This window comes from Microbispora sp. ZYX-F-249, from assembly GCF_039649665.1.
In the GTDB taxonomy this organism is placed as follows: domain Bacteria; phylum Actinomycetota; class Actinomycetes; order Streptosporangiales; family Streptosporangiaceae; genus Microbispora; species Microbispora maris.
In genome coordinates, this window is sequence record NZ_JBDJAW010000027.1 from 1 (window position 1) to 12,241 (window position 12,241).

Here is a 12,241-nt window from a genome sequence, read left to right on the forward strand (position 1 = left end):
GAACCTGGCGGCGGCCGGGCGGGCGCGGGACTGAGGCCACCGTGCCGATTCGGGCGGGGGCTACAGCGCCTTGAGGTAGCGGCGCATCCGGCGCTTGGCGCGGTAGCCGTACCGCAGCATCCGGGGCGGCACCTCCAGCCGCAGCCGGGCGCGGCGCCGGGCCGCCGCGTGCTCGGGGCCGTCGAGGAGCGAGCGCGCCGGCACCAGCGTTCCCGCGCGGGCCGCGGCGACCAGTGCCGCGACCCGGCCGGTCCAGTCGCTGACCGAGGAGTCGTGGAAGTAGTTGGCCCGGCACCACTCCTCGGCCGGAACCCGGAAGTCCGCCTTCGCGAGGTCGTCGAGGGTGCCCAGGCAACCGCTGCCCTCGAACACCAGGTTGATCATCTCCGCGCTGACCCCGAAGTCGGACAGCACGAGCAGCGGCACGCTCCCGGCGATCGCCTCCAGCGCGGCCGTGGAGCTGACGGTGACGAATCCGGCGGCGCGGCTCAGGTGCTCGTGCATCGGTCCGGCGGCGAAGCGCACGGCGCCCGCGGGCACCCGGCCCTCGGCCTCCATCACGGTCCACAGCCGCTCGTAGTGGTGACGTTCGTTGTGCGTCTGCCGTTCGTCGTCGCGGGCCCGCAGCTTGACCACCACGTCCAGGTCGGGCCTGGCCCGGCCGAGCTCGGCCAGGGCGAGCAGGACGCGCTCGCGCTCCTCGCGCCGCCGGGGCACCTTGGCCTGGGTGGCGAACACGACCCGGTCGCGTACGCCCCCGGCGCCGGGTGCCCCGGGTTCGCGGGACAGGAGGTCGAGGTAGGGCAGGCGGGCCAGCGCCACCGCCCCTCCCCCGCCGAGCCGCGCGCCGATCTCGGAGAACTCGGCGACCTCCCGGCCGCTGTGCACGACGAACAGGTCGCAGCCGCTGCGGAACAGCCACGCCTTCTCCGTCGCGGGCACCGAGATGCCGGGCAGGCCCGACACGAGCACCGGCCGGGGGCGCAGCCCGGCCAGCGTCTCCGCCGCCAGCGCGTCCACCACGGGGCCGGTGCAGGCCAGCAGCACGGCGTCCGGCCGGAACCGTTCGGCGGCCCGACGCAGCTGCCGGGCCGGCAGCACCGGGGGAAGTTCCCGCGTGCGGGTGCCGCTCACGGCGGCGGCGATCTGCGCCGCCGACGGGGCGATGGGCGTACGGACGACGGCCAGCTCCGTGACCCAGTCCCGCGGGGTCGCGTCGAGCAGGCCCGCGGCCCACTTGAGATAGGAGTCGGAGTCGGCCACGGCGAGCAGGCGGGTCAAGGAGCGACCTTTCCGGGATCGTGCTGGTGGGGCTGGTGGGGCAGGGGCTCGTGGGGCTGATGGGCGAACAGCTGGAGATGCGAGCGCAGCGAGGGGGCGGCCGAGGCCGTCCACCAGTCCTCCGGCACGTCCACGGTCTCCACCGGCACACCCCGTGCCGACAGCAGGACGCGCAGGGAGGTCACCGCGGTGGACGGCAGGCTCAGCACCCGCTGGTCCGGCCGCAGGTCGCGCAGCGTCATCTCGGCGGGCGCCCCGGCGTCGTACACGGTCAGCCCGGCGATCCGGCGCACCCGGTCGAGGTCGCGGGGGTCCTCCCGGCGGTGCGGGAAGTACGCGACGGGCTCGCCGATCCGCTCCAGCCAGCGCAGGTAGCGGTCGCGGTGGATGAGCCCGTTGCGTACGAGCGAGGTGCCGAGCACGACCGTGCCCTCCCGCGGCGGCGGGTCGGCCGGCTGGGCGCGCAGCCAGGCGAAGTCGTGCCGGACGAGCCGGACGCCCGCGCCCGCCACCTCCTCGGCGAGGCCGGCGGGCACCGGGAGCGCGGTGAACACCGTGGGCCCGCGGGTGCGCAGGCGGAACCCGGCGGCGGCGCCCAGCACCTTGCGGCCGGCGCCGGGCGTCCCCCGGGCGCGCAGCAGCGGGCGCCGCGCGACCAGCAGCTCCAGCAGGCGGATGGTGGCCAGCCCGTCGTCCACGAGCACCGTACGGCCGGGGACGGCCGTGAGGAGGGCGAGCTGGACGCGCCCGGAGAAGGCGTCGCCGACCGCCCACGTCCGGGCCGGCCGGGGAGCCCGCTGGGACGGCTCGGCGAGCTCCAGCCCCTCGGGCGGCCCGAGCCGCTCGAGCTCGCGGCGGGTCAGCCGCAGCGCGGGCAGCCCGGCCCGCGGCACCACCCTGGTGGCGGGTCCGAGGAGCCCCGCGTGGTGCGCCTCGACGACGCACAGCAGCTGCAGGGGGGACTCCACCCACGCGACGGCCTGCCCCTGCCCGGCGGCGTGGCGCCGTCCCTCGTTCTCCACGCCCCGTAATGAAACGTTCACGACGCGCTCACCCTAGCCGTCCAACACGACGGCGGCGGGAACGCCCGGTGAACAGACCTGGAAGGGATCTTCGCGGGGCGTTACGGCAGCATGGAAGGCATGAACGTCATCACTCTGAACAACAACGTGCGGATGCCCCAGCTCGGTTTCGGCGTGTGGCAGGTCGCCGACGACGAGGCCGAGAAGGCCGTCACGACGGCCCTCGAGTGCGGGTACCGCAGCATCGACACCGCGAAGCTGTACCGCAACGAGAAGGGCGTCGGCCGCGCCCTGCGCGCCTCCGGCATCCCCCGTGAGGAGCTGTTCGTCACCACCAAGCTCTGGAACGACGACCACGGCTACGACAAGACGATGCGCGCCTTCGACGCCAGCATGCGGCGCCTCGGCCTGGAGACCCTCGACCTGTACCTGATCCACTGGCCGGCTCCCCGGCAGGGCAAGTACGTCGAGACGTGGAAAGCCCTGGAGATGCTGTACGTCGACAAGCGCGTGAAGGCGATCGGCGTGTCGAACTTCACCGTCGCCAACCTGGAGCTCCTGCTCGCCGAGACCGAGGTGATCCCTGCGCTGAACCAGATCGAGCTGCACCCGCAGCTCGCCCAGCGGGAGCTGCGCGGCTTCCACGCGCACCGCGGCATCGCCACCGAGGCGTGGAGCCCGCTCGGGCAGGGCAAGGGGCTGCTCGACCTGCCCGTCCTGACCGACATCGGCGCGAAGTACGGCAAGACCGCCGCCCAGGTGGTGCTGCGCTGGCACATCCAGCTCGGCAACATCGTGATCCCGAAGTCGGTGACGCCGTCGCGCATCAAGGAGAACATCGAGGTCTTCGACTTCGAGCTGAGCCCGGACGACATGGCGGCGATCAACGGCCTCGACGAGGGCCGCCGGCTCGGGCCCGACCCGGTCGTCTTCGGCTGACCGGCCCACCGGGACGCGGCAGGACCGAGGACGGGACCGCGGCGCAGGCGGGCGGCGACATTCGCCGCAGTCCCGCCCCTAACGGACGCCACGCGGTCACGCGGTCACACGGCGTACGTTTCCCCTGGCCAACGCGTGGCAATGATTGCTGCCGTGCCCCAACCACGACGATCGAGAAAGCTGTGGGCCGGGCTCGCCGCGGCACTCCTGCTGTGCCTCGGGCTCACCGGGGCCGCCCGCGTCGAGCCCGCCCCCGCGGCCCATCGGCCCAACATCGTGCTGATCCTCACCGACGACCTGGACGCCGGGGATCTGAGCCGGTTCCCCAACATCACCGACCTCCTGGTGCGCCAGGGCACCACGCTGTCCCGCTTCTTCGTCACCAACCCCTGGTGCTGTCCCTCCCGCTCGTCCATCCTCCGCTCGCAGTACATGCACAGCCACCAGGTGGAGAGCAACCGGTCGCCGACCGGCGGGTTCCCGAAGTTCCGGCCGCTCGAGGCGTCCACCCTCGGGACGTGGATGCACGACGCGGGCTACCGCACCGCGCTGATGGGCAAGTATCTCAACAACTATCCCGAGGGCGCGCCACGCACGTACGTGCCGCCGGGCTGGGACGAGTGGCATGTCCCCGTCACCCGCCTGTACCAGGAGTACGGCTACACGCTCAACGAGAACGGCGCGCTCCGGCGGTACGGCGACGCCCCGGAGGACTACCTGGAGGACGTGCTGAGCGCCAAGGCCGCGGCGTTCGCCACCGATTCGACCGCCCGGGGAGACGCCCCGTTCTTCCTCTACCTCGCCCCGGTCGCGCCGCACCTGCCCGCGCACCACGCGCCGCGCCACGCCGGCGCCTTCGCCGGCGAGCGGGCGCCGCGCACCCCGTCGTTCGACCAGGAGGACCTGTCCGCCGAGCCCCGCTGGCTCAGCGGTCGCACGCCGCTGTCGGCCGCGGACACACGCAGGATCGACCGCGTCCACCGCGACCGGCTGCGCGCGATGCTCGGGGTGGACGACATGGTCGGCGCCCTGGTCGAGGCGCTGACCCGAACCGGCGAACTGGACGACACCTACATCTTCTTCACCTCCGACAACGGCTTCCACCTCGGCCAGCACCGGTTGCGCCCGGGCAAGACGACGCCGTTCGAGGAGGACATCCGGGTGCCGATGGTGGTGCGCGGGCCGGGCGTGCCCGCCGGGGGCGTCGTCGACGCGCTCGCGTCGACGGTCGACCTCGCGCCCACGTTCGCCGAGCTGGGCGGGGCCGCGGTGCCGCCCACGGCCGAGGGCCGCTCGCTGGTCCCGCTCCTGCGGGGGCAGGACGTCCCCTGGCGCGACGCCGTGCTCGTGGAGTTCTACCACCCCTCCTACTCGCCGCACTCGCCTCCCACGTACGCCGCACTGCGGACCGGGCGATACACCTACGTGGAGTACGAGACCGGGGAGCGGCAGCTCTACGACCTGTGGAACGACCCGGCGGAGACGCGCAACCGGGCGGCGTCGGCCGACCCCTGGCTGACCGCCGCTCTCTCGGCCCGGCTGGCGCTGCTGCGCGCCTGCTCCGGGCCCGGCTGCCGGCTTGCGGACGCCGCGGGCGCCGGCGTGTCCGTGGGCGGCGGCGTGTCCCTGGGGACGGCGCCGAGCGATACCGGATGAGGTGACGGAGCGCAATAGGACAGGCACCCCAGCGGATTCGGGGTGCCGTTAATCATTTCTGCCCATATCGGAATGGGAGCGCTCCCAAGCGTAGTATGTCCTACTATGTCCAGTTGAGCGGCTCTAACCACCCAGGGAGTAACAGTTAGGTTTCGGCATATTGACGCCCGCGTTGCTCATAGAGGACCCTTCGTGGGAGCGCTCCCAACGTGTTCACCAACACGGTGCTCAGCACGAGCACAACCTCTGATCGCGGGCCGTGAGATCGGGGACCGGCCTGGGATGCACCTCCCATGAACGACTTCGGGATACCACCTGAGAGGGGTCCGGATGATTAGCAACTCGCGCCGCGGCAGGCTGCTCGCGGTCGCCGCGGTGGCGGCGCTGGCTCTCGGCGCCACCGCCTGCCAGTCCGACGACAAGGGGACGGACACCGCGTCCGGCGGCGGGGCCACGCAGGCGGCCGGCCCCGTCACCATCACGCTCCAGACGTTCGGCGGCGGCAAGAACTTCGGCTACAAGGAAGCCGTCGACAAGTGGAACGCCGAGCACAAGGACATCCAGATCAAGTACGACAACCTGACCGACCAGTTCGAGCAGGTCTACTGGCCCCAGATGATCCAGTGGCTCCAGTCCGGCGCGGGCGCCGGCGACGTCGTCGGCATCGACGAGGGCGGCATGGGCCTCGCCAAGGCGCACCCCGAGTGGTGGGCCGACCTGGGCGAGTTCGGTCTGCAGAACCGCAAGAACGACTTCGCCGCCTGGAAGTGGGAGAACGGCGTCACCGCCGACGGCAAGCTGTTCGGCCTCGGCACCGACGTCGGCGGCATGAGCCTGTGCTACCGCCGTGACCTGTTCGAGAAGGCCGGCCTGCCCGGCGACCGCGAAGAGGTCAGCAAGCTCTGGCCCACCTGGGACGACTTCGTCGCCGTGGGCAAGAAGTTCCAGGACAAGGTCAAGGACACCAAGTTCGTCGACGGCACCAACACGCTCTACAACGTGGTCCTGGTGCAGGAGGCCGCCAAGAACGGCAACGTCTCCTACTTCGACAAGGACAACAACCTGATCGTCGACAAGAACCCGGCGGTCAAGACGGCCTACGACTTCGCCCAGAAGATCAGCCAGGAGGGCCTCACGGCCAAGCTGCGCAACTTCACGCCCGAGTGGAACACCGGCATGAAGAAGTCGCAGTTCGCCACCCTCGGCTGCCCGTCGTGGATGCTCGGCGCGGTCAGCGGCGACGGCGGCGCCGGACCGGACTTCAAGGGCAAGTGGGACGTCGCGGCGGTGCCCGGCGGCGGCGGCAACTGGGGCGGCTCCTGGCTCGCCGTGCCGAAGCAGTCGAAGCACCCCAAGGAGGCGGCGCAGGTCCTCGACTACCTGACCGGTAAGGAAGCCGAGGTCAGCGTCTTCAACTTCGCCGGCAACATGCCGAGCAACATCCAGGCCCAGCAGGACCCGGCCGTCCAGGGCGCGAAGAACGAGTACTTCAACGACGCTCCCGTCGGTGAGATCTTCGCCAAGTCGGCCTCCGCCCTGCAGCCGGTCTTCCTCGGCGTGAAGCACGCGCAGGTCAAGAACGCGATCGAGTCGGTCGTCTCCGCCATCGACGACGGCTCCGTGCCGTACGCGAACGGCTGGAAGAAGCTGGTCGACGACGCCGTGAAGGCCGCGGGCTGACCCTGCCCGCCAGGTGAGCACCGGCCCGCCGCAGCGGCACCCCGCCGGCGGGCCGGTCGCCTGCTTTCACCCGAAAGGTAACTCATGAGCCTGCACGTCGACGCCGGGCAACCCACCCGGGCACCGATGCCGCCCAGCAGGCGGCGCGCCAAGCCGAGACCGGGCCGGTCCTTCCTGACCTGGCTGGACCTCAAGGCCGCGCCGTATCTCCTGGTCTCCCCGTACTACATCCTCTTTCTGATCTTCGGGCTCTTCCCGCTCGCCTTCACCCTCTACTACTCGTTCTTCGACTACGACCTCACGGGCACGGTCGAGTGGACGGGACTCGGCAACTTCACCGCCCTGCTCGACGACGCCGCCTTCTGGCGAGCGGTCGTCAACACCCTCGCGATGTTCCTCATCGCGACGGTCCCCCAGATCCTGCTGGCGCTGCTGCTCGCCAACGCGCTGAACAAGCGGATGAAGTTCCAGCTGTTCGTCCGGCTGGGCGTCCTGCTCCCCCTCGTGACCTCGGTCGTCGCGGTGGCGGTCGTCTTCACCCAGCTGTACGGCCGCGACTGGGGCGTGGTCAACTGGGTGCTCGGCTGGTTCGGGGCCGACCCCATCGACTGGAAGGCCGAGCGTCTCCCCTCCTGGCTCGCCATCGCCACCATGGTCGACTGGCGCTGGACCGGCTACAACGCGATCATCTTCCTGGCCGGCATGCAGACGATCCCCAAGGACCTCTACGAGGCGGCCTCGATCGACGGCGCGTCCCGGCGGCGCCAGTTCTGGCAGATCACCGTGCCGATGCTCCGGCCGACGATGATCTTCGTCGTGCTCAACTCGACCATCGGCGGCCTCACGCTGTTCGCCGAGCCGACCACGTTCTACAACGGCAACGTCCACGGCGGCACGACCAGCCAGTTCCAGACCGTCTCGATGTTCATCTTCGAGCAGGGCTTCCGCGAGTTCGACTACGGCTACGCCTCCGCGGCCGCCTGGCTGCTGTTCCTGCTCATCCTCATCGGATCGGCCATCAACTTCCTGCTCATCCGCCGGATCGGGGGCAACAAGTGACCACGATCTCCGCGCCCGCCGGCACCCGGCGCCGCACCAAGGCGCCGAGTGGTGCCACCAGCCTCTGGACCGCCACGCCGATGACGAGGCTCGTCCTCGCGGTCACGATCATCATCTCGGCGTTCCCGCTGTACTACATGATCGTCATCGCCTCGCGGACCAACACCGAGGCGACCGACATGCCGCCGCCGTTCCTGCCCGGCGGCAAGCTCGGGGAGAACGTCCAGCGCGTGCTGTCCAACCCCGACGCGCACTACCTGACCGGTCTCACCAACTCGCTGATCATCGCCTGCACGGTGACGATCTCGGTGGTGTTGATCTCGACGTTCGCCGGCTTCGCGTTCGCCCGGCTGCAGTTCAAGGGCGGCAAGGTCCTGCTGCTGCTGGTGCTGCTGACGATGATGGTCCCGCTGCAGCAGATGGGCATCGTCCCCCTCTACCGCCTCATGGTCAGCCTCGAATGGGTCGGCTCGATCAAGGCCGTGATCCTGCCCTTCCTGCTCAACGGCTTCGGCGTCTTCCTCATGACGCAGTACACCCAGCAGGCGGTGCCCAACGAACTGATCGAGGCCGCCCGCGTCGACGGCGCCTCCACCCTGCGGATCTGGTGGAACGTCGTCCTGCCCGCCGTACGGCCGGGCATGGGGGTGCTGGGCATCAACACGTTCATGCTGATCTGGAACGACTTCATGTGGCCGCTGATCGTGCTGACGCCGGACAACCCGACGGTCCAGGTCGCCATCAACTCGCTCAACGCGAAGTACGGGACGGACTACGTGCTGATCTTCAGCGGCACGCTCATGTCGATCCTCCCGCTCATCGTCGTTTTCATCGCGTTCGGCCGACAGATCATCGGCGGACTCATGGAAGGTGCGGTCAAGGCGTGACAACGCAAGACACACGACCCGAGGCAGAAGCTCCCAGCCTGATGTTCCCCACCGGGTTCGTCTGGGGCGCCGCCACCTCCGCGTACCAGATCGAGGGCGCGCTCACCGCGGACGGGCGGGGCCGCTCCATCTGGGACACCTTCTGCAGCCAGGACGGGCGGATCGTGGGCGGCGACAACGCCGAGACCGCGATCGACCACTACAACCGGTACCGCGATGACGTCAAGCTCATGGCGGACCTCGGCCTCACGGCCTACCGGTTCTCCGTCTCCTGGCCGCGGATCCAGCCCGACGGCTCGGGCGCCTACAACGCCAAGGGCCTCGACTTCTACAAGAGGCTCGTGGACGAGCTGCTCAGCTACGGCATCGACCCGTGGCTGACGCTCTACCACTGGGACCTCCCCCAGGCTCTGGAAGACGCGGGCGGGTGGCCTTCGCGCGACACGTCGAAGCGCTTCGCCGACTTCGCCGCGACCGTGCACGCCGAGCTCGGCGACCGGGTCAGGCACTGGAGCACGGTGAACGAGCCCTGGTGCTCGGCGTTCCTCGGCTACGCCTCCGGCGAGCACGCCCCGGGACGGCGCGAGCCGGCCGCCGCGCTGCGCGCCGCGCACCACCTCAACCTCGCGCACGGCCTGGCGGTCCAGGCGATGCGGGCGCAGAACGCCGACTCGCAGATCGGCGGGTGCGTCAACGTCTACCCGGTCACGCCCGCCACCGGCAGCGAGGCCGACCAGGACGCCGCCCGCCGCATCGACGGGCTGCAGAACCGGTTCTTCCTGGACGCGCTGCTCAAGGGCGCCTACCCCGAGGACGTGCTGGCCGACCTCAGCCACCTGTCCGACATGGAGTTCATCCGGGACGGCGACCTGGCGACGATCTCCGCGCCGCTCGACATGCTGCTGATCAACTACTACAGCCGCTTCACCGTGTCGGGCGCGCCGGGCGGCGCCGCCTCGGCCGCCGCCGCGCCGACGGACTCCGGCTCGCCGTGGATCGGCAGCGAGCACGTCGGCTTCGTCAACGGCGGCCGCCCGGTCACCTCCATGGGCTGGGAGGTCGACGACAGCGGCCTGTACGAGATGCTGCGGCGCATCGCCGACGAGTACCCGCGCGTCCCGCTCTACATCTCGGAGAACGGCGCGGCCTACGACGACCTCCTCGGCGAGGACGGCACCGTGCACGACCCCGAGCGGGTCGCCTACATCGACGCCCACCTGCGGATCTGCCACACGGCCATCGAGTCGGGCATCCCGCTCCAGGGCTACTTCGCCTGGTCGCTCATGGACAACTTCGAGTGGGCGTGGGGGTACGGCAAGCGTTTCGGTCTCGTCTACGTCGACTACGAGACCCAGGCCCGCACCATGAAATCGAGCGCTTTGTGGTATGCCGACACCATCAGACACGGCGGACTGCTGAGTCGGGCACAATAAGCGCAGAACGCGATAAGGGGGCAGTATAAATGAACGGGGACCGCCGTTCCGGAGGCCGGCCGACTCTGGAAGCGGTCGCCGCGCGCGCCGGAGTCGGCCGCGGCACCGTGTCGCGGGTCATCAACGGCTCGCCCAAGGTGAGCGACCGAGCCCGCGACGCGGTGTTACTGGCGATCCAGGAGCTCGGCTACGTGCCCAACCGGGCGGCGCGCACCCTCGTGACGAACCGGACGGACACCATCGCGCTGGTGGTGTCGGAGTCGGAGCAGCGCGTCTTCGACGAGCCGTACTTCGCCGGGCTGATCCGCGGCATCGGCTCGGCGCTGTCGGAGACCGGCCTTCAGCTCATCCTCACGATGGCGCAGAACCGTGCCGAGCACGACCGGCTGGAGCACTACCTGACCGGACAGCACGTCGACGGCGTGCTGCTCACCTCGGTGCACGGCGCCGACCCGCTGCCGGGGCGGCTGGAGGAGATGGGCGTGCCGACCGTGCTCGGTGGCCGCCCGGTCGGGCTCAACCCCTACAGCTTCGTCGACATGGACAACCGGGCCGGCGCCCGGCAGGCGGTCAAGTATCTGCTCTCCAAGGGCCGGACGAAGATCGCCACCATCGCCGGCCCGCAGGACATGGGCGTGGGTGTCGACCGTCTCGCCGGGTACCGCGACGCGCTGCTCGCCACCGGCATGAGCGAGCGCGTGTCGTACGGCGACTTCTCCGAGGAGAGCGGCTCGGCCGCCATGCGCGAGCTGCTCGCCCGCCATCCCGATCTGGACGCCGTGTTCACGGCCTCCGACCCGATGGCGCTCGGGGCGCTGCGCGTGCTGAAGGAACAGGGCATGGTCGTGCCCGACGACGTCGCGGTGATCGGCTTCGAGGATTCCAAGGTGGCGCTGCACACCGATCCGCAGCTGACGAGCGTGCACCAGCCGACCGAGGCCATGGGCCGCCAGATGGTCCAGCTCCTGATCGCCCGGATCAACGGCGAGCCGCTGGAGCAGCCGGTCGTCATCCTCGACACCCACCTGGTGATCCGCGCCTCCGCCTGACGAGGCCACGCGTACGACGCGACCGCCGCGCACCCCTCGGGTGCGCGGCGGTCGCATTTCCAGCCAGGGTGGTGTCAATCTGCGGAGATGTGCGTCCAAGCTCTGCGCGGGGTCGTCGATCCAGGCCTGGACCGCCTGGTGGAAGGCGGCCCAGCCGGTCTGCGCGGCCAGTGCGGCCAGCCGGCCGGCGACACCGCGCCGCCGCAGCGCCTCCGCCACGGCTTCGGTGAGCGACGCGGCCTTGGCCAGGTCGCGTTCACGCAGTGCCGGTGTCACCGCGATGACGTGAAGTCGTGGTTCGGCGAACGGGCGGTTGTCCTCAAGGATGTGCTCGACCTTCCGGAAGGTGCGGAGCAGTATTTCGAGCGGCGCGAGATCTCGCGGTGCTTCGGCCACCGCCCGCGTCAGCGCGGCGCGCAGGTCGGATTCCCCGTCGAAGAGCACCTCGCGCCTGTCCGGGAAGTGCCGGAAGAACGTGCGTTCGTTGACGCCGGCCCGGGCGGCGATCTCGGCGGTGGTGGTCTGGTCGAACCCGCGCTCCCGGTACACGATGAGACGCGACCGGACCGCGGTAGAGACGCTCGGCCGGCCACTGGAACACTCGGGCAAGCCGCTCGTCGTCACCTCCGGCACCCTGGTCATGCCCGCCGGCCGGGAGACCACCGAGAAGGACGAGCCCGACGCGGCCGGGATCGCCGCCTTCCGCATCGCGGGTGAGCGAGCGTGTCTCGGCTTCGCCGCCCGGGGAGTGCGCGCGAGCGTGGTCCGCCTCGCTCCCACCGTCCATGGTCCCGGCGACCACGGTTTCATCCCCATGCTGATCGCCACCGCGCGGAAGACCGGCGTCTCGGCCTGCGTCGGGGACGGCGCCAACCGGTGGCCCGCGGTGCACCGGCTCGACGCGGCCGTCCTGTTCCGTCTGGCGCTCGAGAAGGCACCCGCGGGCAGCGTGCTGCACGGAGTGGCCGAAAGCGGCGTCACCCTGAAGAGCATCGCGGAGACGATCGCCCGAGGTCTGGATCTGCCCACCGTCTCGCTGACCCCCGACGAGGCCGCCTCGCACTTCGTGAGCCCGTTCATGGCCGTCGCCTACGGCTTCGACGGGCCCGTCTCCAGCTCCTACACCCGGGAACTGCTCGGCTGGTCGCCCACTCACCCGGCACTGCTCGAGGACCTGGAGCACGGCGATTACCTGGTCACGCCGGCCCCCTGACCTGAGGCGGACGCCCCGACAA

Annotated in this window: 10 protein-coding genes; 7 read left to right on the forward strand and 3 right to left on the reverse strand. The window is 70.6% G+C overall.

The features are described from left to right. Positions 1–60 precede the first annotated feature (60 nt). The gene (locus AAH991_RS27460) at positions 61–1,281 is read right to left on the reverse strand and encodes a DUF6716 putative glycosyltransferase (RefSeq protein WP_346228804.1); all 1,221 of its coding nucleotides are present in this window, start codon (positions 1,279–1,281) and stop codon (positions 61–63) included. Further along, positions 1,278–2,324, reverse strand: coding sequence for a hypothetical protein (locus AAH991_RS27465; RefSeq protein WP_346228805.1), 1,047 nt, complete (start codon positions 2,322–2,324; stop codon positions 1,278–1,280). The genes AAH991_RS27460 and AAH991_RS27465 overlap by 4 nt, the downstream gene beginning before the upstream one ends. 99 nt (positions 2,325–2,423) lie before the next feature. Between AAH991_RS27465 and AAH991_RS27470 the strand changes: the two genes are divergently transcribed. The 6 genes from AAH991_RS27470 (at position 2,424) to AAH991_RS27495 (ending at position 9,957) form a co-directional block, all read left to right on the forward strand. Next, positions 2,424–3,242 (forward strand): aldo/keto reductase, encoded by an 819-nt coding sequence (locus tag AAH991_RS27470; protein WP_346228806.1) that lies wholly within the window; start codon positions 2,424–2,426, stop codon positions 3,240–3,242. 153 nt (positions 3,243–3,395) lie between these two features. Further along, positions 3,396–4,898 (forward strand): sulfatase family protein, encoded by a 1,503-nt coding sequence (locus tag AAH991_RS27475; protein WP_346228807.1) that lies wholly within the window; start codon positions 3,396–3,398, stop codon positions 4,896–4,898. 330 nt (positions 4,899–5,228) lie between these two features. Beyond that, the gene (locus tag AAH991_RS27480; RefSeq protein WP_346228808.1) at positions 5,229–6,578 is read left to right on the forward strand and encodes an ABC transporter substrate-binding protein; all 1,350 of its coding nucleotides are present in this window, start codon (positions 5,229–5,231) and stop codon (positions 6,576–6,578) included. Positions 6,579–6,662: 84 nt separating this feature from the next. Then, positions 6,663–7,637, forward strand: a complete 975-nt coding sequence (locus AAH991_RS27485; protein WP_346228809.1) for a carbohydrate ABC transporter permease — start codon at positions 6,663–6,665, stop codon at positions 7,635–7,637. Then, on the forward strand, positions 7,634–8,524 hold the full coding sequence (locus AAH991_RS27490; protein WP_346228810.1) for a carbohydrate ABC transporter permease: 891 nt from the start codon (positions 7,634–7,636) through the stop codon (positions 8,522–8,524). Before AAH991_RS27485 ends, AAH991_RS27490 begins: the two co-directional genes overlap by 4 nt. A gap of 41 nt (positions 8,525–8,565) precedes the next feature. Beyond that, positions 8,566–9,957, forward strand: a complete 1,392-nt coding sequence (locus AAH991_RS27495; RefSeq protein WP_346228888.1) for a GH1 family beta-glucosidase — start codon at positions 8,566–8,568, stop codon at positions 9,955–9,957. A 164-nt stretch (positions 9,958–10,121) separates the two neighbouring features. Here the strand turns inward: AAH991_RS27495 and AAH991_RS40665 are convergent, their stop codons facing one another. Further along, positions 10,122–11,555 carry a TetR/AcrR family transcriptional regulator gene (locus AAH991_RS40665; RefSeq protein ID WP_507185156.1) on the reverse strand — a complete coding sequence of 478 codons (1,434 nt, stop codon included), beginning with the start codon at positions 11,553–11,555 and terminating at the stop codon, positions 10,122–10,124. Here AAH991_RS40665 and AAH991_RS27505 point away from each other — a divergent pair. Continuing rightward, complete coding sequence (locus AAH991_RS27505; protein ID WP_346228812.1) at positions 11,482–12,219, forward strand: NAD-dependent epimerase/dehydratase family protein; 738 nt, start codon at positions 11,482–11,484, stop codon at positions 12,217–12,219. The genes AAH991_RS40665 and AAH991_RS27505 overlap by 74 nt on opposite strands. Positions 12,220–12,241 lie beyond the last annotated feature (22 nt).